The organism is Nocardia coffeae (genome assembly GCF_019890715.1).
Lineage (GTDB): Bacteria > Actinomycetota > Actinomycetes > Mycobacteriales > Mycobacteriaceae > Nocardia > Nocardia jiangxiensis.
In genome coordinates this window covers 60703-86910 of record NZ_JAINZY010000005.1, presented here as the reverse complement: position 1 = coordinate 86910, position 26208 = coordinate 60703, and the positions used below count along the sequence as shown (strand labels likewise).

Sequence of the window (26208 nt, the reverse complement as noted above, 5' to 3'; positions counted from 1 at the left end):
CATAACGATTGTGTAGAGTTGACGGTAACGCTGGCCGCAGCTGAGCTGGACTCGCTGCGGCCAGTGGCTCTCAAATTTCCCGCCTGGATCGTCCCTCTCGGACCCGCGGATCACCTCTTGTTAACCGGCTGTGCGCCCGCTGATAACTGCCGACTCCTGCACCGCACGGCGTCCCACGCCGAACACATAGGTCAGGAAGGCCAGCTCGGCCACCACGCCGATACCGATTCGCACCGGGGCGGGCCAGCCGCTCGGGGTGATGAAGCCCTCGATCGTGCCCGACACCGCCAACACGCCCACCAGACCCAGCGCCACCGTCGCCGAGGCCCGGCCCTGCCGGGCCAGCGCCTGTGCGCGAGAGAATCGGCCCGGGTCGATCAGCGTCCAGCCCAATTTCAGGCCCGTGCCGCCGGCCACGAAAACCGCTGTCAGTTCCAGCATTCCGTGCGGGAGGATGAACCCGAAGAAGGCGTCCAGCCGTCCCGCATCGGCCATCAGGCCCGCCGAGATGCCCAGATTCAGCGCATTCATGAACAGCGCGTACACCGCCGGCAGAATCAGCAGCCCGGTGAACAGGGCGACCGCGGAAACCCACGCGTTGTGGGTCCACACCTGTGCGGCGAACGCCTCGTGCGGATGCTCGGAGTAGTAGGTCTCGAACTCACCGCCCGGTCCGGTCAGATCGTGATTGTCGTTGGCCAGGCCCAGAATCCTTCGGGCCGAACCGGATCCGGACACCCAGGTGCCCAACCCGGCGGTGACGGCCAGGAAGACCGCTGCCACGCCGAGCCACCACGGCCACACGCGATACAGCGCCGCGGGGAAGGTGTGCGTGAAGAACCGTCCGACCGCGCGCCATGCCTCGACCCGCGTGCCGAGCACCCGACCGCGCGCCCTGGTCAGCAAGGCGCTGAGGCCGCCGATCAACTCCGGATCCGGGGAATGCGACTGCAATCGGGACAACTGCTGGGAGGTGCGGCGGTACAGCGTCATCAGCTCATCGGCCTCTGCGCCGGACAGGCGGCGCTGCCGGGTCAGCTGGTCCAGCCGATCCCAGGCAGGCCGGTTGGTATACGCATATGCGTCCACGTCCATCGGATGCCTCCCGTACCCGCCGATTCCGGCCGCTGATCGGATACGAGGCTAGCCTGTCGCACCGACAATCCGTTCCCGACCGGGACGAGGCGAGCCGCGCAACACGATTAGGCTGTCGAGCATCATGGCCGTATTCACCACCGGCGAGGCCGTCGCCCTCGACCTGCCCATCGCGCGCATCCCCACGCGGGCCGCGGCGATGCTGATCGATCTGCTGCTGCAGGCCGTGCTGGGCGCGCTGCTGGTCGTGCTGATCTTCGCGGTGCTGTCGAATCTCGAGCCGGACACCGCCTGGTTGCAGACCGTGGCGCTGGTCGTGTTCGTCGCGATCCTGGTCGGATATCCGGTCACCTGCGAGACCCTGCTGCGCGGCCGCACCATCGGCAAGATCGTGCTGGGGCTGCGGGTGGTGCGCGGGGACGGCGGGCCGATCGATTTCCGGCACGCGCTCACCCGCGGTCTGACCTGGGTCATCGTCGACTTCTGGAGTCTGGGCGGTTTCGGCGTCGTCGCGGTGCTCACCTCGCTGTGCTCACCGCGGGGCCGGCGCGTCGGCGACGTGCTCGCCGGGACCGTCGTCGTCCACGATCGCGCCCGAATCCCGCTGCCCGCCTTGGCCGTCGCGCCGCCCTGGTTGCAGGGCTGGGCACAGCACCTGGACCTGTCCGGCCTCACCGAGGACCTGGCCCTGCCCATCCGCCAGTACCTGACCCGCTACCCGACCCTCACCCCCGAGGTACAACACACCCTGGGCGTCACCCTGGTCGACGCGGTCTGCACCCGGCTACGCGTCCCCGCCCCCAGCGCCTACCCACCCCTGCAGATCCTCGGCGCACTCATCTCCGAACGTCAACGCCGCACCCTCACCCGCCCCCGGGCCCGCACGACCACACCACTTCTCGTCGGCGCGTCATCGCTCACCCCGCCCCCGGGCCCGGTCGACACCACCTGGCACCGCCCGGCCTGAACCGCGTCACCCACGTCCATTCGACGGGTAGCTACGGACGAGACACACACCGCGCCACACCTTCTCCCGCGGCGACAGGCAGATGCGGATGTCGATTGTGCTGCTCATCGCCGAGTGGGGTCAGAACCTGACATCCGTTCCTTACGGGGCGGGTGGTGTCGTGTTCGGCGGGGCCGTCCGGCGGACGCTGTGCTGCCGAAGTCAGCTGGTTGCCGGCGGCCCGGGGTCTTCCAGACTCATCAGGAGCTTGCGTAGCAGGTGATCGAGTTCGGCACGTTCGCGTGTCGTCAGCGGGGTGATGAGCTGCTGTTCGGTGGCGATGTGATCGGCGACGACGGTATCGATCAATGCGAGTCCGGTGGGGGTCAGGGCCACCCGCAGGCTGCGCCGGTCGGCCGGATCGGCCACCCGTTGCACGAATCCCGCCCGCTCGAGCCGATCGACCCGGCTGGTCATGCCCGCGCGCGAGAGCATGAGAGTGTCGGCCAGTGCCGAGGGGGTCACCTCGAACGGTTCGCCGGAACGACGCAGCGCCGCCAGCACATCGAATTCGCCGCGCTGCAAACCATGTCTGCGGTGCGTCGCCTCGACTCGACCGCTGCCCAACTGCACGACCCGGCTCAGGCGTCCGACCACACCCATGACTTCGGCGTCGAGATCGGGACGTTCCCGATGCCACTGGTCGACGATCGCATCCACCCGGTCCGGTGGTTCGGTATTCCGCACTCGACAGAGTGTAGTTCGTCTGCATATAGTTAGACATCGAACTATCAGTTGTCGAACTACTGGAGCGATCATGACCGTGAACCTTTCGAATCCCGTTCTCGCACAGGCCGATGACGCCGAGGTGATCGGTGCGGCCCCGACCGAGGTGCGGCTGCTGATCGACGCGAGTGCCACCGATTCGGCGATCAGCCTGCACGAGGTACGTCTGGACGACGGCGCCGACGGTGCGCACCCGCACTACCACACCCGCTCGCACGAGCTGTTCTACGTCATCGCGGGCGAGTTGCAGGTACTGCTCGACGACACCATCACCACCGTCGCGGCAGGCGGTGCGCTGGTCGTACCGAAGCACATGCCACACGCCTTCGGTGCGGCGCCGGGCGCCTCGACCCGCCTGCTCATCACCCTGACCCCCGGTGTGGAGCGTTTCGAATACTTCCGTCTGCTGGCCCGGATCGAGCGAGGTGAGGCCACTGTTCAGGACCTGCTCGACAGCCAGGAAACCTACGACACCTTCTTCGTCGACTCCCCGCGATGGCGAGCCGAGCGCGACGCGGGACGCATCGGGTGAGACGAGTTCCGTACAGTCCGCTGTCCGGTCGGCTACATGGCGCCGGATTTCTTCAGTTCCAGGTATTCGTCGGCGAGTGCCTCGGGGAGACGGTCCGGGGAGGTGGCGACGACGTCGATGCCCTTGCGGCGCAGGGATTCCTGGACCAGGGCGCGTTCGGCCAGCAGGTTCTCGGCGGCGGCCGCGGTGTAGATCTCGGGGGTGGTGGCGCGGTGCGTGGCCGCGCTGGCGATATCGGGGTCGGTGACCGAGACGAGCAGGACTCGGTGACGCCGGGCCAGTACCGGCAGGACCGGCAGGAGGTTCTCCTCGACCATCGCGCCGTCGAGGCCGGTGAACCAGACGACCAGGCTGCGGCGGCGGGTACGTTGCACCGCGGCGCGGACCATCCCTTCGGTATCGGTATCGACCAGGGCGGGCACGATGCCGGCCAGCGCGTGCATCATTTTGGGTTGCAGGCCCTGGCCGCTGCCGGTGCGCACCTCGGCCCGGACCTGGCGGTCGTAGGCGAGCAGGGCCACGGTGTCGCCGGCCGAGGCGGCCAGTCCGCTCAGCAGGAGTGCGGCCTCGATACTCGTTTCCAACCGGGTGGCCTCGGCACTGCCGGAGGCGCCGCCGCCGACCAGTCCGGCGCTGTATCGGCCGGTATCGAGCAGTACCAGCACGTGCCGATTGCGTTCCGGACGCCAGGTGCGCACCAGGACGTCACTCGCGCGCGCGGTGGCGCGCCAATCGATCGCCCGCACGTCGTCACCGGCGACATACTCACGGAAGGAATCGAATTCGGCGCCATGGCCGCGGATGTTCACCACATTGCGGCCCTCGAGCTGCTGCAGCTGCCGGACCTTCGAAGCCAGGATGCGTTCGCTGTGGAACGGCGGCAGTGCGCGCACCCGCGCGGGCGCCTGCTTGCGGATCTGCCGTCCGGCCAGGCCCAGCGGGCCCAGCAGGCGAATGGTGACCGGTCCGGCCGCCCGGTCACCGCGGCCGGTGGGAGTCATGGCGGTGACGAGTCTGGTCCGGGTGTTCGGCCCGAGGTTCAGCCGATGGGTGCGGCGATCGGCGCGGACGCTGTCCGGCCAGTCGTCCCACAACATGGCGCGCACCGTGCGGCGGCCGCGGTTGGTCACCGTGAGTTCCACCGCGGCCTCGCGGCCGACCCGCACGGTGGTCAGATCCGCGCGGAGGAGTTCCAGGTCCGAGCCCCGGGCCGAGGCGCTCGCGTCGATCACGATCAACACGGCCAGCAGCGCGGTCATCGCGACGACGCCCACCCACGAGGGCAGGACGACCATGACGATCACCGCGGCGACCGCCGCGATCATGGCCGATCGGCCGGTGACAACCATTGCGCTACACCGGAACCGGGACCGACAGCAGCAGCGAGGACATCACGGCCTCGGCCGTCACCCCGTCCAGCTCCGCCTCCGGCCGCAACTGCAGCCGGTGCCGCAGCGCCACTATCGCGACGAGTTTCACGTCGTCCGGGGTGACGAAGCCGCGTCCGTTCAGCCAGGCCAGCGCGCGTGAGGCGGCCAGCAGTGCGGTCGCACCGCGGGTCGAGGCGCCGTGCTGCACCGCGGGGGAGGTGCGGGTCGCGCGGCACAGGTCGACGATGTATGCGAGCACCTCGGGACTCACCGTCACCTGTGCGACCGCGGCCCGCGCCGCGGTGATGTGCGCCGGTCCGGCCACCGGCTGTAGTCCGGCCGCGGTCAGATCGCGGGGATCGAATCCGGCCGCATGACGTTGCAGGATGCGGAATTCGTCCTCCCGCTCGGGCAGCCGGATGTCGACCTTGAACAGGAACCGGTCCAGCTGCGCCTCCGGCAGCGGATAGGTGCCCTCCTGCTCGATCGGGTTCTGGGTGGCGATCACCACGAACGGATCGGGCAGCGGCTGCGGTGTCCCCGCGACGGAGACCTGCCGCTCCTCCATCGATTCCAGCAGGGCCGACTGGGTTTTCGGCGGGGTGCGGTTGATCTCGTCGGCCAAGAGCAGATTGGTGAACACCGGCCCGCGACGGAAGGTGAACTCGGCCGAGTGCGGATCGTAGATCTGCGATCCGGTCACGTCGCCGGGCATCAGGTCGGGCGTGAACTGGACGCGGGAGTGTTCGAGATCCAAGCCCATCGCCAATGCCCGAACCAGCAGCGTCTTCGCCACTCCCGGAACACCTTCCAGCAGGACGTGTCCGCGGCACAGCAGAGCCAGCACCAGGAACATGACGGCCTGGTCGTTGCCGACCACGGCCTTGCCGATCTCGGTGCGCAACGCGCCGAAGGCACGCAGGGCATCCTGCGCGGTCGGGGCGTGATTGGTCTCGGCCTTTGTCATGCGATCTCCGACTCGATTCGGTCCAGTTGTGCGGCAATCATTTCCAGGGTGGCGTCATCGGCCACCGGCCCGAACAGCACCGCGCCCAGCAGGTTCGGGTCCGTACGGGTGCGAGTGCCGAGGGCCGCGATCACTCGATCCGGTGGTGCGTCGGCGGTCAGGCCCAGGATCGGGCGGATCCGGCGCATCGTGGCCGCGCGCAGTTTGGCCGCGGTGTGATCACGATCGGTGGCTCTGCGGTACAGCGCGGCCTGACCGGCGAGCAGTTCGTTCGCCGCGACCTGGACCGGGCGTGGTTCGCCGACCAGTGCGCCGCGTCGGCGGGCCCGCCACCACACCACGATCGCCGCGCAGATCAGCCACTGCAGCCCGCCGTATGCGAGCCAGTGCGGCAGCCGGTCGAAGATCGAGTCGCTGCCCGCGTCGTTCGGGCTCGGCGTCGGCGGCGGGGGCGGCGGTTCGTTCGGAAACGGATTGTGCTGCGGCGGTGGCGGTGTCGGGGGAGCCTTCGGTGCGCCGGACAGGTGCAACAGAACGTAGACGATCAGCGCCAGCACCAGGACGCCCAGCACCGCCGCCCAGAACTTGGGGTTGCGCAGCAGTTCGGGCAGCGGCGGTATGCGCCATTGCCGCGAGCGACGTTCGCGCGTGGGGGTCTCGACCGGTTCGTCCGGAGGTGGTGGTGCGAGCGAGTATCGGTCGGCCTGTTCCAGGCGGCGATATTCGGCCTCGGTGGCTGGGCGGCCGCCGTAGACGACCTCGTCGAAATCGTGTGCCGCATCGGGAAGTTCGGTCGCCTGGGCGGTGGCGGCGGCATTCGCGGCGGTCTCCCGGGCGGTGCGCGAACGCTGGACCTCGAGTACGCCGCCCTCCTCCAGACCGCGGACCACCGCGCGGAAACGCTCACGCAGGGCCGTGCTGAAATCGCTGTGCAGGGCGGCTTGCTCGGCGGCACCGCGATGCGCGCCCGCCGGGCCGAGATGCGGCGGTGGCGGAACCGCGCCGGGATCCGGTTGTCCGGGAACGGGTTCGGGCGGCGGTACGGGAGGCAGATCGCCGCGGGTCACCGAACCGTCTCCGTATTACGGTGTGCCGGACGGGGAATCCGCACATCCCAGGCCTCGCGGCGGCAGCGGCGATCGATGTCGACCACCACGCTCGTCGCCGAATCGACCACCTCGGCGAAGGCCGCGATCAGCAGAACGCTCGCGGTGGACAGCACGATCACCGCCCAGCGGTGGGTGCCGGAGAAGTCCGACACGAACAGCGGCAGCCCGAGCAGCGGCACGGCCACCACCAGCAGCAGACCGCGCAGCGCCAGCCAGAGGCCGGCCAGCCGCCATTCTGCCCCGGCGGCAAGGATTTTCGCCCTCCCCACGGCCCCACCATACGACGTGGTCTCCGCGAACAGCACCGGGACGACGCACATCCGCCGCGCCCGCAGCCAGCTCGCCGTCGGCACGGCTGCCAGTGCCACGACGACGCCCACGATCACAGCCAGGGAGAACAGCGCGTCATTGTGCAGCAGCGAACCGAGTTCCCACAGCGCCACGAGGATCCACGCGGCCGGAACCACCACGCTGGTCGCCGTGTGCAGCAGCCGATCCAGCAGCAGCGGACCGAGTTTACCGCCGAACGCTCGTAGTGCCGCCCGCCAGGTCAGCGCACTGTCCCGGGCCCGCGCCACCCCGATCGGCACCGTGACACCGCGCAGGAACAGCCGCAGCAGCCAGGCGGTGACGGCCGTGGAAAGGATTGCCGACCAGGCGGTTCCGCTATCGGACCCGTCGGTCAGGATGGAGCATCCGGAGGTGATCGCGATGACCAGATCCTCGGCCAGCACCAGCCCGGCGACGACGAAGACGATCAGCTTGCGCACATCCGCCTGGATCACGGCGAACGGCAGATCCACCAATTCCCGAAACGACAGCGGCCGCACCGGAATCGATTCGGGCCCGTCGAGCCCCGACACCGGCGCCGCCGACACCGCACTCGACCCGGTCCGACGCGAGGGCGGACCGGTGTGATCGGCGGTAGTTCCGGGAAACACGCGCCCGAGTCTAACCGTCATTCGCCACCGGAAAACCCTTCCGCCGTACCCGCACTCTCTGCACGAATCCGCACCCCTTTCAGCCCCGCAACCGCACCCTCTCCACAAGTTCGCCGCCCCTGAACCAACCCCGGGCAACCCGCCGGATCACCGGCCGGACGGCTGCGAATTCAGCAATCGCGTGACGACCTCGCGATAACGATCCGGATCGATCGGCGGCAGACCCAGCAGAGCGCGCAGGTACACCCCGTCGCCGACGAGGCGGACGATCTCCGCGTGGACCGGGTCCTCGAATTCGGCGTCGAGGCCGGATTTCCAGGCGTCCATCACCGCGGTCAGGGCCTGTTGCACCTGGTCGTCGCGCTGGTCGTGGGCGTCGACGGTGCGCATGGCGGCGACCATCGAGCGGTACAGGGCCAGCTCCAGCGCATCGGATTCGTTCGAGGAGTCGGGGTTCTGCAGATACCACTCGGCGAGTGATCTGCCTTGGCCGACAGCGTGTTTCACCTGTTCGTCGGCGCGTTCGCCGAGGCGGTGGACCAGTCCGGTCAGCAGGGCGTCCTTGTTCTTGAAGTGGTAGAGCAGCCCGCCCTTCGAGACGCCCGCGGCCGCGGCGACGTTCTCCAGGGTCACCTGGGATATGCCCTGGTCGATAAGCAGATTTTCGAGAGCGTCGAGAATGCGGTCGCGCGTGGCTGTCACGGGAATCACTGTACCGTCCGGACGGTTACCTCTGGTACTGTACCGTCTGGACGGTCAATAAAGGAAGGAATCATGGAAACCCCCACCGCGAGCACCCGGACCGCGCACGCGCGCACCGCGGCGTCTCGCGCCCCGCACCGGGCAACCGCCCGCGACTGGGCCGGACTCGGCGTCCTGGCCCTCGCGCTGCTGCTCATCTCCGTCGACGCGACCGTGCTGGACATCGCGGTCCCGGCGATCAGCGCCCACCTCGCGCCCAGCACACCGCAGCTGCTGTGGATCATCGACGTCTACTCGTTCGTCCTGGCCGGACTGCTGGTCACCATGGGTGTGGTCGGCGACCGGATCGGCCGCCGCAAGTTGTTGCTGCTGGGTGCGGCCGGATTCGGGCTGGCCTCGATACTGGCCGCCTGGTCGGTGAATCCGGGCATGCTCATCGCCGCGCGAGCCCTGCAGGGTGTCGCGGGCGCGACGCTCATGCCCGCGACGCTGGGCCTGATCCGCGCCATGTTCACCGATCCGCGTCAGCGCACCACCGCCATCGCGGTGTGGAGCGCCGTGGCCGGTGGCGGCGCGGCGCTCGGGCCGCTGCTGGGCGGCTGGCTGCTGCAGCACTTCTGGTGGGGTTCGGTATTCCTGGTCAACCTGCCGGTGATGGCGGCACTGATCGCGCTGGGCCCGCTGTTGCTGCCCGAGTCGAAGGATCCGAAGCCGGGCCGGTTCGACGTGCTCAGCGCGGGACTGTCGATGCTGACGCTGGTCCCGATCGTGTACGCGGTCAAGGAGATCGCCGCACACGGCGTCGCGGTCACCCCGCTGCTGATCGCGCTGGTCGGTGTGGTCGCGGGTGTGCTGTTCGTACGTCGTCAGCGTCGTCTGGCCGATCCGATGCTCGATCTGCGGCTGTTCGCGCGGCCCCGATTCCGCACCGCCGTGCTGACCAATCTGCTGGCGGTGTTCGCGCTGGCCGGGGTGCTGTTCTTCGGTTCGCAGTATCTGCAGCTGGTGCTGGGACGTTCGCCGCTGGACGCCGGTGTGCTCCTGCTGCCCGGTATGGCGGCGAGCATGGTGACGGCGTTGGCCTGCGCCTGGCTGGTCCGCTGGTGGCAACCGGGCCGGGTGCTCGGCGGCGCGCTGGCGCTCGCGGCCGTGGGTGCGGCGGTATTCCTGTGGCTCGACGCAGGATCGGGCGTACCGGCCTTCGTTGTCGGCTTCCTGCTGGTCGGCGCGGGTGTGGGTGTGGCGCTGACGATTTCGGCCGATCTGGTGGTCGGCTCCGCACCCGCGGAACGCGCCGGGGCCGCCGCGGCGGTCTCGGAGACCGCCTACGAGGCAGGCGTCGCGCTCGGTGTCGCCGTGCTCGGCAGTGTGGTGATGGCAGTGTTCCGGCACGGCCTGGATCTGACGCCGGTACCCGAGGCGCAGATGGCGACCGCGGGCGAATCCCTCGGTGGCGCAGTGCAGGTCGCACAGCAGCTGCCGGATCGGGCCGCGGCGCTACTGCTGGACTCGGCGCAGCACGCCTTCGTCTCGGGCGTGCACGTCGCGGCGATCGCCACCGCGCTGATCCTGGGTGCGGCGGCCGTCATCGCCTGGCGTGCTGCGAAACCCGCCCGCCGACCCGGATCCAGCCGTCCGGCCGCGGATCGGTCGTGATCTGCGATCCGCGGCCCTGGGTGATGGTCAGCGACCGCCCCAGCGCCGCGGTGAGCTGGATCGCGGCCGCGCCGGTCGCCTCGTCCTCGGCGATGGCGTCACCGCGGCCCGGGAAGGCCCGCGCCCGGACCCGCCCGGCGGCCTCGTCCTGCCAGGCCCACGCGTAGATCCACGCGCCCGGCGGCGGTACCTCGAGCGCGTCCACCGTGGCCGCGGAATCGTATCGGCGCAGCGTGCGCATCGGCGCCCACTCGGGACGCGCTGTGATCCAGGTGAATTCACCATCGTGGCGCACCCCGACCCGCCCCGAGCGAGTGACGAGTTCGGCCGCGTCGAGCAACCAGGCCGTGCCGACGCACGGATGCCCCGCGAACGGCAGCCGCACCGACGGCGTCCAGATATCGATGACGGCCCGCTCGGCGTCATCGACGAATACCGTCTCGCTGAACCTCAGCTCTCGCGCCACTTCCAGCCGCGCAGCATCGGTCGGGAACACCGACCCGTCCCGGATCACCCCCAGCTCGTTCCCGAACTGCCCGCCGGGGCCACAGAAAACGTGAACCACGTCGAAATCGATCACCCGCCCAGTCAACCGCACGTCCGCGAAAAGTACTGGCGAATATCGCGGAACGATCTTCCAGGTGCGACCACCACGCCGTTATCGTCGCCCACCTGGCGATTTCGATACCGTTCGGCGACACCGTGATCGGACGTCGTTCGGGCGGCCGCTCGCCTCGTCCGGTTGCGGTTGTCGATCGCTTCAGGTCATCGTTCGTATCGGATTGAGTGTCATGGGAATTCGCATTCCGGTGCGCCACAGGACGGCGATTCGGGAGTCGGGGCGCTCGCGGGCTTCCCGGGCCAGGGCGCGGGCGAAGGTGGGGACGAATTCGGTTCGGGGGTGGCGGATGTGGATTTCCCGGATGAGGTGGCGAGGGATTTCGGGGAGGCGGGCGCCGACGACGTCCAGGCGGGCGGCGGCGTGCAGGAGATGGGCTTCGATGCCGGTCTCGGGTGGCACGGTGATGTCGAGGTGTCCGGCGATCGCCTCGGACACGCTCCGCGCGAACTCGTCGTCGGCGCCCCAGCCGCGGAGTTCGCGTTGTGCCAGGTCACCGCCGTGGATCGCGAAGCAGGGAGTGTCGTCGCCGGTGGGGCGATATCGGTCGGTGAGGCCGATGTCGTGCAGCAGGCAGGCGATGTAGAACAGTTCGGCGTCGTAGCTGCGGTGTTCCGATTGAGCGAACAGATCTCCCAGGTACCAGCAGCGCAGGCAGTGGTGCAGTAACACCGGGTCGTAGACGTCCTGCGCGGATTCGAGTGTGCGCCGGGTGAGTTCGCTGTCGGGTGGGTCGGCGCGCAGGGCGAGGGCGCTGTTGTCGCCGCCGCGTCGCAGGACCGCTCGCACGCTGCCGGGGAGTTCCCGCAGCTGGGCGAGGGCCGAGCGTCGGGCGAAGGCGAACTTCTCCGATCGGCTCAGGCTCGCTGGGATCGGGCGGGTCATCGTCGTGCGGTCAGTTTCATCGCGTCGACGGCCGCGTAGGTGCCGGTGAGCGCGGTCATGCTGATCGCGGCTCGCCCGGGGACGTCGCGGCGGAGCAGATGCGTGACGCCGGTGAGGGTGTCGCTGGCGTCCACCGCCAGCAGTAACGGTCGCCAGCGGCGGCGTTCCGCCGGAGCGGCAGTCAGATACCCCAGGCCGAGCGCGACCGCGCGGGCGCCGAAAATCCTTGTCAGATAGGTGAGTTCGGGAGCGGTAGCAACGCCGACGATCCGGGCGAACCGCCGAGGGGCAGCCAGCGCTGCGATGCCCAGGAGCACCCGACCGGTTGCAAGCGCATCGAGGGCGTCGACTCGAGGTGCGTCATCGTGTTGTTCGGGATCGCGAAGGCCGGCGCGCTCGCTCCCGGACGGGAAGAATCGCGGCAGCAGTCGCAGCGCGCGGGCGGGGTGCGTGAGTACGGGCAGGGCGAGCGGGGTCGGATCGAAATAGGTGTCGACCGAGGCGATCCGGCCGTCGCGCAGCACGAATCGGTCGATGAGATCGATGCCGACCCGACGACGCCCGAGAGTTCCCGCGAGGGTGAATTCGATGAGTACGCCGTCGTCGGTGGGCGCCCAGCGGTGCACTGTTCCGCGCAGGTCGGGCACGGCCGCGAAGACCGCGGTGAACAGACGGCGGAATCCGGCCGTACCTCGTCCGCTGCGGGCGAGTGGCTGCCGCTGTCGGGCGTCGGGCAGGACCCGGGGCAGGAAGTGGTCGAGGAAGTCCTCGCGGTTGCCCTTGGCCATTCCCTCGGTGAAGAACGCTACGAACTCCGCCTTCTCGCCGTCCGCGTCCTCGGGTGGGAGGGCGGCTTCGGTGCGGGTGTCGGGTGCTGCATCGGTGCTGGTCATCGTGCTGCTCCTGGTCGTGTGCGGTGCGGATCCGGAACGATGACTCGACGCTAACATAAGAAATAGAAGTTAACTACAAGATTATGAAGTCAGATGCAGAATGTGATGTTCCCGCTGGTAACCTCGGGCGCATGGCGCGACGTTCCTATGACCAGTACTGCGGCCTGGCGCACGCGCTCGACGTGGTCGGCGAACGGTGGACGCTGCTGATCGTGCGGGAGCTGATGTCGGGCCCGAAACGGTATTCCGACCTGGAGGCGGCGCTGAGCGGCATCGGGACGAGTCTGCTCGCCGCTCGGGTCAAACAACTCCAGTCCGACGGCCTGGTCGGTCGTCGACTGCTGGACCCGCCGGTGAATGCCGTGGCCTACGAACTCACCACGACCGGACGTGAACTCGGCCGCGCCCTGGCGCCGTTGGCGCTGTGGGGTGCGCGCTACTTCCTGAGCGAGCAAGGCGCCGCCGCCGAACAGTTCCGAGCCGAATGGGCGCTGGTCTTCGTCGCCGACAGTCTGGAACCCGACGCCCTGCGGAACCTCGCGGTCGACTACGAATTCCACATCGACGACAGCGTCGCCCGCATGCACATCAGCGACGGTCGCGCCGAGATCACCACCGGCTCGAGCGAAATCCCGGCCACCGCGGTGCTCCGATCGGACGCCGTCACCGTCGGCGCGATCGCGGGCGGGCGTCTCACCGTCACCGACGCGGTCATGCAGGGTCGCATCCGTCCCGAGGGCGACCCCGAGGCGCTGCAGACACTCCTGACGTTGTTGAACACGCAGGTGAATTCGCTGGTCGCTCAGGTCGGAGGGCCAGAGCACAGCGGTACGGCGTGACGTCGCGCCCTCGGCACGGCCCGCCACTGCGAGGGCGATGCCGCGTCCGCTCCAGGAATGCGGTGCGGATCTGCGGTGTATGACTAGTTGTAACGACGATTACTCGATTACAGCTGGGTGGATTGAAGGGTTCGGGCCGATGACGCTTCGTCAGTACGAATACGCCTTGGCCGTTGCGGAGGCGGGGTCGGTGACCGCGGCGGCGGAGCTGTTGCACGTCGCGCAACCTTCGATGTCCCAGCAGATTCGAGGGCTGGAGCGGGAACTCGGTGTGCAGTTGTTCGCGCGCACGCCGACGGGCCTGGTGCCGACCGTGGTGGGGCGGGCGTTCCTGCGGGAGGCGCAGGTCGCGGTGAGCGCGTCGCGGCGGGCGCGGGCCACGGCGCGCGCGGCTGCCGACGAGTTGGAGGGGGAACTGCTGGTCGCGGTGCAGATGGGGTTGGGGACGCAGCAGTTGCCACGGGCGCTGGCGACCTTGCGCAGCCGGTTTCCCCGGTTGGAGGTGACCGTGTTCGAGGAGCCGAATCCGGCCGAGCTGGAACGGCTCGGCCGGCGCGGCGTACTGGATCTGGTGCTGGTTGCCGCGCCCTGCGAGGAGGGTGCGGCACTGGCCCATCACCTCGGTGACGAGGAATTCGTCGTGGTGCTGGGTGAAGGTCATCGGCTGCTCGCGGCGGACCGGGTCGAGCTGCGGGAGCTGGAGGGCGAGCCGTGGGTGCGGTTCGATCGCGACAGTGCGTTGGACGGGGTGTTGCGAGATGCGTTGCGGGACAACGATCTCGCCCCGATGACGGTCGCCCGGGTGTCCCAGGCGGCGACCGCCGTGCGCTGGGCAGCGCACGGGATGGGCGTGACGCTCGTCCCGGCATCGGCCGTGCCGCACGGATACTGCCATCTCGCGCGGCCGGTGTACCCGCTCGTGTCCCAGCCCGTCGTCGCCGCGGTGCGTCGCGATCCGGGTCCGGCCGAACAGGCGTTGCTGGAACTTCTGCTGCGCGAGGACTGGTGCAGAGCCGTCCCCGACCGTGCGCTGACCTCGGCGTCGAGTGCGCGGGAGTAACCGCGAACCGTGCTTCAGAGTTGCGTCGCCCCTCCGTCCACGACGAGTTCCGTGCCGGTGACGTAGGTGGCCTCGAAGGCGAGAAATGCTGCCGCCCTGGCCATTTCCTCGGGTGTTCCGAAACGTCGCATGGGGTTGGCGGCGATCACCTGCGCCTTGAATCGCGCGGCGGCCTCCTGGTTCATTCCATTCTCCAGAATTCCCGTGTCCACCGGGCCGGGGCCGATCGCGTTGACGCGGATGCCGCGCGGGAGCAGATCCGCGGCGAGGGTGCGGGCCATCGAGCGCACGGCCGCCTTACCCGCCGCGTAGACGCTGGTCGCCGGTATACCCATGACGTTCGCGTTCGAGGTGGTCAGGACGATGCCCGCGCCCGTGCTCAGCAGCGGGGCGAGTTTCTGCACGGTGAAGAACGCGCCCTTGACGTTGATCGCGAACAGTTCGTCGTATTCCTGCTCGGTCGTCTCCTCCAGCGGTGTGGTGCGCGCGATTCCGGCATTGACGAAAAGCGCCTGCAGCGTGCCGAATTCGTGCTTCGCGCGGTCGGCGAGGATATCCAGGTCGGACAGTGTGGCGACATCGCCGCGGACGGTCACCGCATTCTCGCCGAGTCGCTCCTGCGCGGCGTCGAGCGTGGTTCGGGAGCGGCCGGTGATCATCACCCGTGCGCCCTCGTCCACCAGTAGTTTCGCCATCGCGAAACCCATACCGCTGCCGCCGCCGGTGATCACTACATTTTTATCGCTGTATCTGCCCATGTCGGGATTCCTGCGTTTCTTTCTTGGAAATTCGGTGGGGTGCGGGTTTTCGAGCCGGAATATCGTCCGGGTCAGCGGTGGAATTCGCCGCCGTCCACGACGAGGCTGCTGCCGGTCAGCCAGCTCGCGCGGTCGGACAGCAGGAACAGGACCGCTTCGGCGATATCGCCGGGTTGGCCGTCGCGGCCCAGCGGTACGGCGGGCACATCACCCTGACCGGGTGCGGTGTCCAGGCGTGCCCACTCCTCGCGCGTCTGCTCGCCGCCGGGGGTCGCGGTCCTGCCGGGCGAGACGACGTTGACCCGAATTCCGAACGGGGCCAACTCCGCGGACAGCCCTCGGCTGTAGTTCTCCAGGGCCGCCTTCGCCGCGGTGTAGTGCAGGAACGGGGGCACCGGAGTGGGCACCGCCGCTGAGGAGATGTGCACGATCGCGCCCGACTTCCGATCCCGCATGCCCGGTGTGAGCAGCGCGTCCAACCGCACGGCGGACAGCAGGTTCAGGTTCAGCGCATCCTGCCACTCCTGGTCGGGAATGCTCGAACCGCTCGGATGCGGTCGCGCGCCACCCGCGTTGTGCACCAGAATGTCCACCCCGCCGAGCACGTCTCGCGCGGCCGCGGCGAGCGCGTCGGCCCCCGCCTGCGTCCGTACGTCGGCCGCGACGAAATTCGCCTTCTCCGGCACCGTGCTCGTCGCCGTCCTGGCCGTCGTGAGCACCTCGGCCCCCGCGGCCAGCAATTGCCGCACCACGGCCGCCCCGATCCCGCGAGAACCACCCGTCACCAGGGCCCGCTTTCCCGCGAATGCCGTCGTCCCGTTCTCGATTGTGGTCATGCCACAGATCCTCTCGATCGCACAGTTGTCCGCTCGACGGATAAATGAATATGCGCTCGCCGCAAACTATTCGGAGTTTTTTGCGGCGGCGTCTCGTCGAACTGTTTCACGGTAAGTCCGGAAAACAACCGAGAGCAAAGACCAAATATCAGTGGGAGCCAGAGGAGATACCTATACCGTCGCCCACCGGGCTGCGGCGATCCGGTCGCGCCGACGGAACCATCCGGCCGCACATGGTGACGAGGCTTCGATCGCGCGCACGCTCGCGGTATTCCTCGTCCCGGCCGACCGCACAGGGCCGAGAGGTGTTGCGGCAATGCCGATTTTCAGCGGGAGCCCGGAGGAAGTTGGCGGGAGGTGCGGGGGTCGAGTTCGGTGGGGGTGATCGTGCCGGTGACGCGGTCGAGACGGTCGGCCGGAGGCAGGCCGTACGGCGACTGGGCGGTGGGAGTCGGCGATGCGGGGTCCACGACGGTGGCGGGGAGTTGGGGGTTCGAGTCCGACGAATCGACGGTCACCTTGCGAGTGCGGCGGAGGGTGAAGGTTATTTCCTCGGTCTCCTCGAAGACCTGGCGGACCGTGCGCAGGGGGTGGGTCGCGGTATCGATGGCATCGGTGACGAAGGACGGGACCAGCGGGCGGATCCAGCGGGCTGCGGTGTCGGTGAAGGGGACGGTGCCGATGATGGGGAGTTCCAGGCCGCCGGATCCGGCGGCGGGGGCGACCGCGTTCTGCGGCAGCGGCGCGGGGAGATTCGACGGCTGAGACACGGTGTCCTCCTGGGAGTTCGACGTCGGGGTGGCCGGAAGTTCCGCCAGCGCTTCGAATTCGGCGACCGCGCGACGCTGGGGCGCGGTGACGCCGATTTCCATTGCGCCGATCGAGGCGATGACGCGGCGGCGCTCGTTCTCGCGCTCGATGACGGTGTCGGCGTGAACGGCCAGGCGCGTGCTGGTCAACTCTTGTTCGGCGCGCAGCTTTTCGGACTCGACGCGGACCTCGGCGCGTTTGAGCGCGATGGCGGCCTCGGCGTCCTGTGCGGCGCGATCGGCCACCGCCCGCGCCGAGATACGGCGGTCGAAGGTGGTTTCCCCGCGCCACCAGCGCGACAGCAGCGGCAGCAGGGCCAGCGCCACGGTGATCACCAGGGTCGCCAGGCGCAGCAGGAATGCACCGGCATGTCCGAAGGTGTAGCCGTTCAACGCGATCCAGCGTGCGCCGAGGCCGCGATCGCCGGTCCCGGCGGCGGCGCGGGCCTGATCCAGGGCCTGCTGTCGCTGGGCGACGCGATCCTGCGTGGGCTGTACCTGGGACTGCGCGGCGGCCAGGCGGGTACGGGCGTCGTCGAGCATGCTGTTGTCGGTGCGGGTCTCCGGACCCTGACCGGGGATGCCGGTGATCTTGTTCTGCGGGCACTCCGGGGTCGGGTTGTATTCGCAGCGGGCGATGATCAGGGCCTGCTGGATGTCCGACTGTGCGCCGGTGATCGTGCGATTCAGCGTGTCGCGGTCGGATTTCGCCTGGTCCAGGGCATTGCGCGCGGTGATGACCGAGGCCGCGGATTCCGCGTCGTGCCTGGCGTAATCGTCCAGACGGCGATCGATCGTGCCGCCCAGCAGGATGGTGCTCGCGAGTTCGGCCACGACCACGCCCGCCAGCACCGCCACGACGATGCGGCCGATCAGCCCGCCGCCGAAGCGAATTCGGGAGCCGTCGCGTCCGGGCAGCGGTGCGGTCGCGAAGGCGCGCGAGATGGTCCCGATCAACAGCACCGTGAACACCGTCGCGATGATCACCAGGATCGCGGCCCACTGCGCCGCCGCCGATGCCAGCGCTACGACCGTGCCCGATATCGCGGCGAACAGCAGCACCATCGCGCCGGTCACGGCGTATCCGGACCGTTCGTGGTCGTCGGCGATCCCCGTGCCCGCGCCGCCGAGCCAGGTCAGCAGGCCGATGGCCCGATCCCGCAGCGGCTGGATTCCTCCGGCGTGGTGCCTGGTCGATCCGTTGTTCGTCGGGTCCTGATCGATCGGGTCCGAGATGTGGGGGGTGGTCATGGGATTTCACATCCTCTGCATCCCAGGCGGTTTCGCATTCGGCGAAGTCGTCGGCATTCGTGGTCGCCGCAGGTGAACGGTGCGGCGAGACGGTCGGGCGGGCGGACCCGGCCATACGAATCGGGTCCAGCGTGACAGGCCGACGGCGCTCGCGCCGAGTCCCGTCCGCAGGTTGTGGCCAGCCTCACAGCGACATGGCGAGAGTGCGAATGTTCGGCGGGGAAACCAAAATTCGTGTCGGAAATCCGATACCCGCTCGTACCGTGGTGATGTGGCCGCGACGGCGAGGTGTGGCGGCACACGTTCGCATTTCCGCACAATAGCCCGTCAGGAGTGTCTCAGGTGCGTACGTCCGTGTTGATGGTGGCGGCCGCGGCCGCCATCGGGGTGATGTCGGTTGAGGTGGTACCCATGACGATCGATCCGACGGTTTCGGCCGCGCACGCCCAGGGCCCCGTCGATGCCGCCCCGACCAGCTCCGATCCGCTGATCGAGCTGCTGCTGCAGCGCCTGAACACCGCCGATGCGGTGGTCGCGGCCAAATGGGTGGGCTCGCACGGACAGCACCCGATGATCGACGATCCGGAACGCGAACGGGTGGTCTACGACTCGATGAGCCGGGCGGGCGCCGCACTCGGACTCCCGGAGAGCTGGGTGCGGCAGGTCTTCGCCGGACAGATCGAGGCCAACAAGATGGTGCAGCGCGGACTGCTCGCGCGCTGGCGGCTGGATCCGGCGTCGGCGCCGCGGACCTCGCCGGATCTGACCGCGGTCCGGCCGATCATCGATCGGGTGAACGGGCAGATCCTGCAGCAGCTCGCGCAGCGGCGGGCCGAACTGCGCGGGCCGAACTGCGCGGAACGGTTGTCGGCCGGGGTGTTCGGCGTGTTCACCAGCGGTGGGTCCGATGCGTTGCACCAGACGGCGCTGGTCCGCGCGGCCGCCGCGATCTGCGGATGAAACAGCCTCTCGAGCAAGATCTCTCGCGACACCGCCGTCAAGGTCCGTTCCGATCTGCGGGCAGTGTGACATACCCAACACGTCCGATTTGCTGAAGGTATGCCACAATATGAGATTCTTAATGAGACCGTACGGTCTGAACATTACAATGGCTCGTAGTCTTCGTGTCCGCGAGGTCTCTACGGTGTGTCCGGAAAGTTAGCCGCACAACAGTCGGTTTGTCCGGACGCGAGCCGGGGAATTCTCTATCGATGCAGGTTAGAGGGCACCTTGCAGCCTACTTGCAGGCTGCGCGTGCGCGGTCCGGGCGCAACGGGCAACAGTGGCATACACGACTGAGCGATCGCCGATCTCTGCTTTACACTGGAGACCGCGCAGTTAGTGGAGGACCAATGGAGAAGCCCAGGTAGACGCTGTTCTTAGTGGAACCTAAGTTGGTTGGGCGCAGGTCCTGACTTATCGTTTGCTCTTACGCCGGACACGAAATGCCCGGCTGAATCGCCCGAATCGGTCACGAGCCGATGGTCGTGGAGACCGTGCGGCTCGCACAGCCGGACCGAACGGGCGGCGACGGGCACGGCGAGTGGGTACGGAAAGGCTCCGCAACCGCCGAGCACCCGACTACGACACCGGAGCGGGTGGACAACTGGAGAGTTGACTGCACGGTACGACCATCAGCGTCGCTGGTCTGACGAACCCTCCGGGGCGCAGTCTAGACGGAGGCGTTCGACGAAGGCCATATTTCTTCGAAGGCCTGATTTTGAAGGCAGAGGCATGACGCAACTACCTGGCCACAGGTCACCTGGACCCATCGGTCTCTACGACCCGGCGAACGAACACGACGCCTGCGGCGTCGCGTTCGTCGTCGACATGCACGGCCGCCGCAGCCGCGACATCGTCGACAAGGCTATTACGGCATTGCTGAACCTGGAGCACCGTGGTGCTGCCGGCGCCGAACCCAACAGTGGTGACGGTGCGGGCATCCTGATCCAGCTCCCGGACAAGTTCTTCCGGGCCGTGCTGGCGGAGAACGGTGCGCCCTTCGAGCTGCCGCCGGCAGGCTCCTACGCCACCGGTATCGCCTTCCTCCCGCAGGCTCGCCGCGAGGCCGCCCGCGCCTGCTACGGCGTCGAGCGCATCGTCCGGGAAGAGGGCCTCGTGGTCCTGGGCTGGCGTGAGGTGCCGATCGACGAGACCTCGCTCGGCGCGCTGGCGCGCGACGCCATGCCGACGTTCCGGCAGCTGTTCATCGCCTCGCCCAAGGGTTCGGACGAGCAGCTCTCCGGCCTGGACCTGGACCGCCGCGCCTACGTCGTGCGCAAGCGGATCGAGCACGAGCTCGGCCAGTCCGGCGCGGGCGAGGGTTCGGTCGGGCGCGAGACCGTCTACTTCCCGAGCCTGTCCGCACAGACCTTCGTCTACAAGGGCATGTTCACCACCCCGCAGCTGCGGGCGTTCTACCTGGACCTGCAGGACGATCGGGTGGAATCGGCGCTGGGCATCGTGCACTCGCGCTTCTCCACCAACACCTTCCCGTCCTGGCCGCTGGCGCACCCGTACCGCCGCGTCGCGCACAACGGTGAGATCAACACCGTCACCGGTAACGAGAACTGGATGCGCGCCCGCGAGTCGCTCATCAAGTCCGAGGTCTTCGGCGTCGACGAGCAGGGCCGCAACCGGCTGGAGAAGATCTTCCCGGTCTGCACCCCCGGCGCATCGGATACCGCGCGTTTCGACGAGGTCCTCGAACTGCTGCATCTGGGCGGGCGCAGCCTGCCGCACGCGGTGCTGATGATGATTCCCGAGGCGTGGGAGCGCCAGGAGTCGATGGATCCGGCGCGTCGCGCGTTCTACCGCTACCACTCCTTCCTGATGGAGGCGTGGGACGGCCCGGCCTCGGTGTGCTTCACCGACGGCACCGTGGTCGGCGCGGTGCTCGACCGCAACGGCCTGCGTCCCTCGCGCGTCTGGGTGACCGACGACGGCCTGGTCGTGATGGCCTCCGAGGTCGGCGTGCTCGATATCGAGCCGTCCAAGGTGGTCAAGAAGGTGCGGCTGCAGCCGGGCCGGATGTTCCTGGTGGACACCTCGCAGGGCCGGATCATCGGCGACGACGAGATCAAGACCCAGCTGGCCACCGAGCACCCGTACCAGGAGTGGCTCGACGGCGACGCGGACCACGCGGGCCCGACCAAACTGTCCGATCTGCCCGATCGGCCGCACGAGCACATGGTGCACGACCGGGTGAAGATCCGGCAGCAGATCTTCGGGTACAGCACCGAGGATCTCAACATTCTGATCTCGCCGATGGCCACCACCGGCGGCGAGGCGCTCGGCTCGATGGGTACCGACACCCCGATCGCGGTGCTCTCGGCACGGCCGCGCCTGCTGTTCGACTACTTCTCGCAGCTGTTCGCGCAGGTCACCAACCCGCCGCTGGACGCCATCCGCGAGGAGGTCGTGACCAGCCTGCGCAGCATGATCGGACCCGAGTCCGATCTGCTGCATCCCGGACCGGAGTCCTGTCGCCAGATCACGCTGACCCAGCCGATCCTGGACAACGACGAGCTGTCCAAGCTCGTGCACATCAACGACGACGGATCGCGGCCCGGACTGCGTTCGGTGGTCGTGCACGGTCTGTACCCGGTGCGCAAGGGCGGCAAGGGCCTGCGTAAATCGCTGCAGGCGATCAACGAGCAGGTCTCGGCGGCCATCGCCGGCGGCGCGCGGATCATCGTGCTGTCCGACCGCGAGTCCAACGAGAAGCTGGCGCCGATCCCGTCGCTGCTGCTCACCGCCTCGGTGCACCACCACCTCGTGCGCGAACGCACCCGTACCAAGGTCGGGCTGGTCGTGGAGGCCGGTGACGCCCGCGAGGTGCACCACATGGCCCTGCTGGTCGGCTTCGGTGCGGCCGCGATCAACCCGTACATGGTGTTCGAGTCGATCGAGGACATGATCGAGCGCGGCGCGCTGCGGATGCCGGGCAGTGCCGGTGTGGTCTGCGACGACTACGACGCGGCGGTGCGCAACTACAACAAGGCGGCCGGTAAGGGCGTGCTGAAGGTGATGTCCAAGATGGGCATCTCCACCATCGCCTCCTACCGCGGTGCGCAGCTGTTCCAGGTCGTCGGCCTGTCGCAGGAGCTGTGCGACCGGTACTTCACCGGTCTGAAGTCCCCGCTGGACGGTATCGGCCTGGACGAGATCGCCGATGAGGTCGCCGCGCGGCACCGGATCGCCTTCCTGGAGAACCACAACGAGCGCGCGCACCGCGAACTCGAGATCACCGGTGAGTACCAGTGGCGGCGCGAGGGCGAGTACCACCTGTTCAACCCGGACACGGTGTTCAAGCTGCAGCACGCGACCCGGACCGGTCAGTACAAGATCTTCAAGGAATACACCAAGCTGGTCGACGATCAGTCCGAGCGGCTGGCCTCGCTGCGCGGTCTGTTCAAGTTCCGCGGCGACGAGCGCAACCCGATTCCGATCGACCTGGTCGAGCCCGCCTCCGAGATCGTGAAGCGGTTCTCCACCGGCGCGATGAGCTACGGCTCGATCTCGGCCGAGGCGCACGAGACCCTCGCGATCGCGATGAACCGCCTGGGCGGACGCTCCAACTCGGGTGAGGGCGGCGAGTCGCCGGCCCGCTTCGAGCCGGAGGAGAACGGCGACTGGCGGCGCAGTGCGATCAAGCAGGTGGCCTCGGGACGTTTCGGCGTCACCGCGCACTACCTGAGCAACTGCACCGACATCCAGATCAAGATGGCCCAGGGCGCCAAGCCCGGCGAGGGCGGTCAGCTGCCCGCGCACAAGGTGTACCCGTGGGTGGCCGAGGTGCGGCACTCGACGCCGGGCGTCGGGCTGATCTCGCCGCCGCCGCATCACGACATCTACTCGATCGAGGATCTCGCGCAGCTGATCCACGATCTGAAGAACGCGAACCCGCAGGCTCGGATTCACGTGAAACTTGTCGCCGAGCCGGGCGTCGGCACCGTCGCCGCGGGTGTGTCCAAGGCGCACGCGGACGTCGTGCTGATCTCCGGCCACGACGGCGGCACCGGCGCCTCGCCGCTGACCTCGCTCAAGCACGCGGGCGGTCCCTGGGAGCTCGGCCTGGCCGAGACCCAGCAGACCCTGCTGCTCAACGGCCTGCGCGACCGGATCGTGGTGCAGGTGGACGGTCAGATGAAGACCGGCCGCGACGTCATGATCGCCGCGCTGCTCGGCGCCGAGGAATTCGGTTTCGCCACCGCACCGCTGGTGGTCTCGGGCTGCATCATGATGCGCGTATGCCATCTGGACACCTGCCCCGTCGGCGTCGCGACGCAGAACCCGGTACTGCGCGAACGGTTCACCGGCAAGCCGGAATTCGTCGAGAACTTCATGCTGTACATCGCCGAGGAGGTGCGCGAATACCTGGCCTCGCTGGGCTTCCGCAGCCTCGACGAGGCCATCGGCCGGGTCGACCTGCTCGACACCACCAAGGCCAAGGAGCACTGGAAGGCCGCCAAGCTCGACCTGTCGCCGATCCTCGACGACGTCGAGACCGCGTTCATGTACCAGGACCGGCGCAACACCAAGGGCCAGGACCACGGTCTGGACCGGGCGCTGGACAACCAGCTCATCGCCGAATCGGCCGATGCGCTCGAGCGCGGTAAGCCGGTCAAGTTCGAGACCCGGATCACGAACGTCAACCGGACCGTCGGCACCATGCTCGGCCACGAGGTGACCAAGCTGTACGGCGGCGCGGGCCTGCCCGACGACACCATCGACATCACGTTCACCGGTTCGGCGGGTAACAGCTTCGGCGCGTTCGTCCCGGCGGGTATCACTCTGCGAGTGTTCGGTGACGCGAACGACTATGTGGGCAAGGGGCTGTCGGGCGGTCATCTGATCGTGCGGCCGCCGCTGAACGCCCCGAGCGATTTCGTCGCGGAGGACAACATCATCGCCGGCAACGTCATCCTGTTCGGCGCGACCAGTGGTGAGGCGTTCATCCGCGGTGTGGTCGGCGAGCGGTTCGCGGTGCGCAACTCCGGTGCGACCGCGGTCGTGGAGGGCGTGGGCGATCACGGCTGCGAGTACATGACCGGCGGTAAGGTCGTCATCCTCGGTGAGACCGGGCGCAACTTCGGCGCCGGTATGTCCGGTGGCGTGGCCTACCTGTACAACCCGCACGGCACCTTCGAGAAGAACATCTCGCCCGAGCAGGCCGACGAGATCGAGCCGCTGTCCGGTGACGATTTCACCTGGCTGCACGATGTCGTCGCGCGGCACCGCGATCAGACCGGTTCGGCTGTGGCCGAGGCCATCCTGGGCGACTGGTCGCAGCAGGTGACGCATTTCGTGAAGGTCATGCCGCGGGACTACAAGAAGGTCCTGCTGGCCATCTCCGAGGCCGAGAAGGCCGGACGCGACGTGGACGAGGCCATCATGGAGGCCGCACGTGGGTAGAACAGCCGAGTCCGAAATGACGTGGGCGAGGCGCTGTGACCATTCAGGGCCGCACGTGGGTAGGGCGGCTGGGTCCGAAATGACGTGGACGAGGCGCTGTGACTACTCAGGGCCGCGCGTGGATAGAACTTTGGTGCGACGCACCGGAATTGACAGGTGCGCCGAGCCGGCGCTGACGTGTGGAGTCGAGAATGGGTGACGCACAGGGCTTCTTGAAGCACACCAAACGTGAGCTTCCGACGCGGCGGCCGGTGCCGCTGCGGTTGATGGACTGGAAAGAGGTCTACGAGGAGGGTTTCTCGCACGAAGCCCTGCAGACCCAGGCCAGCCGCTGCATGGACTGCGGGATTCCGTTCTGCCACAACGGATGCCCGCTTGGGAACCTGATTCCCGAGTGGAACGACCTGGTCTACAAGGGTCAGTGGCGCGACGGCATCGACCGCCTGCACGCGACCAACAACTTCCCGGAGTTCACCGGGCGGCTGTGCCCCGCGCCGTGCGAGGCGTCCTGCGTGCTGGGCATCAACCAGGACGCGGTGACCATCAAGCAGGTCGAGGTCGAACTCATCGAGAACGCCTTCGACGAGGGCTGGGTGACCCCGGTCTACCCGACCCGGCTGACCGGTAAGAAGGTCGCCGTGGTGGGTTCGGGTCCGGCCGGACTGGCCGCGGCGCAGCAGCTGACCCGCGCCGGTCACACCGTGACGGTCTTCGAGCGCGACGACCGCATCGGCGGTCTGATGCGTTACGGCATTCCGGAATTCAAGATGGAGAAGCGCTTCATCGACCGTCGTCTGGCGCAGATGGAGGCCGAGGGCACCGTCTTCCGGGCCGGGGTGAACGTGGGCGTGGACATCACTGCCGACCAGCTGCGCGAGCAGTTCCACGCGGTGGTGCTCGCCGGTGGTGCGACCATCGCGCGCGATCTGCCGGTGCCCGGACGGGACCTGGACGGGATCCATCAGGCGATGGAATTCCTGCCGCTGTCCAACCGGGTGCAGCTCGGCGACCCGATCACCGACGAGGACGGCCTGCCGCCGATTCACGCCAAGGACAAGAAGGTCGTCATCATCGGCGGCGGCGACACCGGCGCGGACTGCCTGGGCACCTCGCACCGTCAGGGTGCGCAGAGCGTGCATCAGTTCGAGATCATGCCGCGTCCGCCGGAGGAGCGCGCGGATTCCACTCCGTGGCCGACCTATCCGCTGATGTACCGGGTCTCCTCGGCGCACGAGGAGGGTGGCGAGCGGGTCTACTCGGTCAACACCGAACGCTTCGTCGGCGAGGACGGCAAGGTCACCGGTCTGCAGGCGCACGAGGTACAGATGGTGAACGGTCGCTTCGAGAAGGTCGACGGCACCGATTTCACGCTCGAGGCCGATCTGGTGCTGTTGGCTATGGGCTTCACCGGTCCGCAGAAGCCGGGTCTGCTCGAGGATCTGGGTGTCGGCTACGACCAGCGCGGGAACGTCAAACGGGACAAGGGTTTCCAGACCACCGTTCCCGGCGTCTTCGTCGCGGGCGATATGGGCCGGGGTCAGTCGCTGATCGTGTGGGCCATCGCCGAGGGACGGTCGGCCGCCGCCGCGGCGGATGCCTTCCTCGAGGGTGAGTCCGCGCTGCCCGCGCCGATCGCGCCGACGGCCGTCCCGCAGCGCTGATCAGGCGCCGAGCACAGCTCACAGACGACAGAGCGCCCGCGAACATTGTTGTTCGCGGGCGCTTTTCGTCTTTTCG

21 protein-coding genes are annotated in these 26208 nt (G+C 68.3%); 8 read left to right on the top strand and 13 right to left on the bottom strand.

Annotated features, from left to right (window positions below; translation table 11 throughout):
* Positions 1 to 120: 120 nt before the first annotated feature.
* Positions 121 to 1095, bottom strand: a complete 975-nt coding sequence (locus K7711_RS20085; RefSeq protein ID WP_222970985.1) for a stage II sporulation protein M — start codon at positions 1093 to 1095, stop codon at positions 121 to 123.
* 124 nt (positions 1096 to 1219) lie between these two features.
* Between K7711_RS20085 and K7711_RS20080 the strand changes: the two genes are divergently transcribed.
* The gene (locus tag K7711_RS20080) at positions 1220 to 2062 is read left to right on the top strand and encodes an RDD family protein (RefSeq protein WP_222970984.1); all 843 of its coding nucleotides are present in this window, start codon (positions 1220 to 1222) and stop codon (positions 2060 to 2062) included.
* Positions 2063 to 2263: 201 nt separating this feature from the next.
* Here K7711_RS20080 and K7711_RS20075 read toward each other — a convergent pair whose 3' ends face one another.
* Complete coding sequence (locus K7711_RS20075) at positions 2264 to 2788, bottom strand: MarR family winged helix-turn-helix transcriptional regulator (protein ID WP_308014842.1); 525 nt, start codon at positions 2786 to 2788, stop codon at positions 2264 to 2266.
* Between the two features lie 70 nt (positions 2789 to 2858).
* Between K7711_RS20075 and K7711_RS20070 the strand changes: the two genes are divergently transcribed.
* The gene (locus K7711_RS20070; RefSeq protein WP_222970982.1) at positions 2859 to 3359 is read left to right on the top strand and encodes a cupin domain-containing protein; all 501 of its coding nucleotides are present in this window, start codon (positions 2859 to 2861) and stop codon (positions 3357 to 3359) included.
* A gap of 32 nt (positions 3360 to 3391) precedes the next feature.
* Here K7711_RS20070 and K7711_RS20065 read toward each other — a convergent pair whose 3' ends face one another.
* The 5 genes from K7711_RS20065 to K7711_RS20045 all read right to left on the bottom strand — a co-directional run bounded on the left by K7711_RS20065 (position 3392) and on the right by K7711_RS20045 (position 8448).
* Positions 3392 to 4708, bottom strand: a complete 1317-nt coding sequence (locus K7711_RS20065; protein WP_222970981.1) for a DUF58 domain-containing protein — start codon at positions 4706 to 4708, stop codon at positions 3392 to 3394.
* Positions 4709 to 4712: 4 nt separating this feature from the next.
* Positions 4713 to 5696 carry an AAA family ATPase gene (locus tag K7711_RS20060; protein WP_222970980.1) on the bottom strand — a complete coding sequence of 328 codons (984 nt, stop codon included), beginning with the start codon at positions 5694 to 5696 and terminating at the stop codon, positions 4713 to 4715.
* On the bottom strand, positions 5693 to 6763 hold the full coding sequence (locus K7711_RS20055) for a DUF4129 domain-containing protein (protein ID WP_308014841.1): 1071 nt from the start codon (positions 6761 to 6763) through the stop codon (positions 5693 to 5695). Before K7711_RS20055 ends, K7711_RS20060 begins: the two co-directional genes overlap by 4 nt.
* On the bottom strand, positions 6760 to 7746 hold the full coding sequence (locus K7711_RS20050; protein WP_308014840.1) for a hypothetical protein: 987 nt from the start codon (positions 7744 to 7746) through the stop codon (positions 6760 to 6762). The genes K7711_RS20055 and K7711_RS20050 overlap by 4 nt, the downstream gene beginning before the upstream one ends.
* 147 nt (positions 7747 to 7893) lie before the next feature.
* Entirely contained in the window at positions 7894 to 8448 is a 555-nt protein-coding gene (locus K7711_RS20045; RefSeq protein ID WP_222970979.1) for a TetR/AcrR family transcriptional regulator, read from the bottom strand.
* Positions 8449 to 8520: 72 nt separating this feature from the next.
* Between K7711_RS20045 and K7711_RS20040 the strand changes: the two genes are divergently transcribed.
* Complete coding sequence (locus K7711_RS20040; RefSeq protein ID WP_222970978.1) at positions 8521 to 10104, top strand: MFS transporter; 1584 nt, start codon at positions 8521 to 8523, stop codon at positions 10102 to 10104.
* Here the strand turns inward: K7711_RS20040 and K7711_RS20035 are convergent.
* From K7711_RS20035 to K7711_RS20025, 3 genes are all read right to left on the bottom strand, one after another.
* Positions 10034 to 10702, bottom strand: coding sequence for a PhzF family phenazine biosynthesis protein (locus tag K7711_RS20035; RefSeq protein WP_308014839.1), 669 nt, complete (start codon positions 10700 to 10702; stop codon positions 10034 to 10036). The genes K7711_RS20040 and K7711_RS20035 overlap by 71 nt on opposite strands.
* Positions 10703 to 10864: 162 nt before the next feature.
* On the bottom strand, positions 10865 to 11608 hold the full coding sequence (locus K7711_RS20030) for an HD domain-containing protein (protein ID WP_222970977.1): 744 nt from the start codon (positions 11606 to 11608) through the stop codon (positions 10865 to 10867).
* Positions 11605 to 12501 carry a nuclear transport factor 2 family protein gene (locus K7711_RS20025; RefSeq protein WP_222970976.1) on the bottom strand — a complete coding sequence of 299 codons (897 nt, stop codon included), beginning with the start codon at positions 12499 to 12501 and terminating at the stop codon, positions 11605 to 11607. The genes K7711_RS20030 and K7711_RS20025 overlap by 4 nt, the downstream gene beginning before the upstream one ends.
* 131 nt (positions 12502 to 12632) lie before the next feature.
* On the opposite strand from K7711_RS20025, the gene K7711_RS20020 reads away from it, so the two are divergent.
* Complete coding sequence (locus tag K7711_RS20020) at positions 12633 to 13340, top strand: winged helix-turn-helix transcriptional regulator (protein ID WP_222970975.1); 708 nt, start codon at positions 12633 to 12635, stop codon at positions 13338 to 13340.
* A gap of 139 nt (positions 13341 to 13479) precedes the next feature.
* Positions 13480 to 14400: a LysR family transcriptional regulator gene (locus K7711_RS20015; protein ID WP_222970974.1), complete on the top strand. Its 921-nt coding sequence runs from the start codon at positions 13480 to 13482 to the stop codon at positions 14398 to 14400.
* Positions 14401 to 14414: 14 nt separating this feature from the next.
* On the opposite strand, the gene K7711_RS20010 is transcribed toward K7711_RS20015, so the two are convergent.
* The 3 genes from K7711_RS20010 to K7711_RS20000 form a co-directional block, all read right to left on the bottom strand.
* The gene (locus K7711_RS20010) at positions 14415 to 15158 is read right to left on the bottom strand and encodes an SDR family oxidoreductase (protein WP_222970973.1); all 744 of its coding nucleotides are present in this window, start codon (positions 15156 to 15158) and stop codon (positions 14415 to 14417) included.
* Positions 15159 to 15229: 71 nt separating this feature from the next.
* A complete protein-coding gene (locus K7711_RS20005) occupies positions 15230 to 15994 on the bottom strand; it encodes an SDR family oxidoreductase (RefSeq protein ID WP_222970972.1) in 765 nt (254 codons plus the stop codon).
* A 326-nt stretch (positions 15995 to 16320) separates the two neighbouring features.
* Entirely contained in the window at positions 16321 to 18054 is a 1734-nt protein-coding gene (locus K7711_RS20000; RefSeq protein ID WP_222970971.1) for a DUF4407 domain-containing protein, read from the bottom strand.
* Positions 18055 to 18396: 342 nt separating this feature from the next.
* Here K7711_RS20000 and aroQ point away from each other — a divergent pair, with 342 nt between their 5' ends.
* The 3 genes from aroQ to K7711_RS19985 all read left to right on the top strand — a co-directional run bounded on the left by aroQ (position 18397) and on the right by K7711_RS19985 (position 26132).
* Positions 18397 to 19014: a gamma subclass chorismate mutase AroQ gene (gene aroQ / locus K7711_RS19995; protein WP_222970970.1), complete on the top strand. Its 618-nt coding sequence runs from the start codon at positions 18397 to 18399 to the stop codon at positions 19012 to 19014.
* Positions 19015 to 19788: 774 nt separating this feature from the next.
* Positions 19789 to 24471, top strand: coding sequence for a glutamate synthase large subunit (gene gltB / locus K7711_RS19990; protein ID WP_222970969.1), 4683 nt, complete (start codon positions 19789 to 19791; stop codon positions 24469 to 24471).
* Between the two features lie 191 nt (positions 24472 to 24662).
* Positions 24663 to 26132, top strand: a complete 1470-nt coding sequence (locus K7711_RS19985) for a glutamate synthase subunit beta (RefSeq protein WP_222970968.1) — start codon at positions 24663 to 24665, stop codon at positions 26130 to 26132.
* Positions 26133 to 26208 lie beyond the last annotated feature (76 nt).

Coding starts and splice junctions, on each gene's coding strand:
- K7711_RS20085 (WP_222970985.1), bottom strand. CDS start 1,095: ATGGACGTGGACGCATATGCGTATACCAACCGGCCTGCCTGGGATCGG.
- K7711_RS20080 (WP_222970984.1), top strand. CDS start 1,220: ATGGCCGTATTCACCACCGGCGAGGCCGTCGCCCTCGACCTGCCCATC.
- K7711_RS20070 (WP_222970982.1), top strand. CDS start 2,859: ATGACCGTGAACCTTTCGAATCCCGTTCTCGCACAGGCCGATGACGCC.
- K7711_RS20065 (WP_222970981.1), bottom strand. CDS start 4,708: ATGGTTGTCACCGGCCGATCGGCCATGATCGCGGCGGTCGCCGCGGTG.
- K7711_RS20060 (WP_222970980.1), bottom strand. CDS start 5,696: ATGACAAAGGCCGAGACCAATCACGCCCCGACCGCGCAGGATGCCCTG.
- K7711_RS20040 (WP_222970978.1), top strand. CDS start 8,521: ATGGAAACCCCCACCGCGAGCACCCGGACCGCGCACGCGCGCACCGCG.
- K7711_RS20030 (WP_222970977.1), bottom strand. CDS start 11,608: ATGACCCGCCCGATCCCAGCGAGCCTGAGCCGATCGGAGAAGTTCGCC.
- K7711_RS20025 (WP_222970976.1), bottom strand. CDS start 12,501: ATGACCAGCACCGATGCAGCACCCGACACCCGCACCGAAGCCGCCCTC.
- K7711_RS20020 (WP_222970975.1), top strand. CDS start 12,633: ATGGCGCGACGTTCCTATGACCAGTACTGCGGCCTGGCGCACGCGCTC.
- K7711_RS20015 (WP_222970974.1), top strand. CDS start 13,480: ATGACGCTTCGTCAGTACGAATACGCCTTGGCCGTTGCGGAGGCGGGG.
- K7711_RS20010 (WP_222970973.1), bottom strand. CDS start 15,158: ATGGGCAGATACAGCGATAAAAATGTAGTGATCACCGGCGGCGGCAGC.
- K7711_RS20005 (WP_222970972.1), bottom strand. CDS start 15,994: ATGACCACAATCGAGAACGGGACGACGGCATTCGCGGGAAAGCGGGCC.
- K7711_RS20000 (WP_222970971.1), bottom strand. CDS start 18,054: ATGACCACCCCCCACATCTCGGACCCGATCGATCAGGACCCGACGAAC.
- gltB (WP_222970969.1), top strand. CDS start 19,789: ATGACGCAACTACCTGGCCACAGGTCACCTGGACCCATCGGTCTCTAC.
- K7711_RS19985 (WP_222970968.1), top strand. CDS start 24,663: ATGGGTGACGCACAGGGCTTCTTGAAGCACACCAAACGTGAGCTTCCG.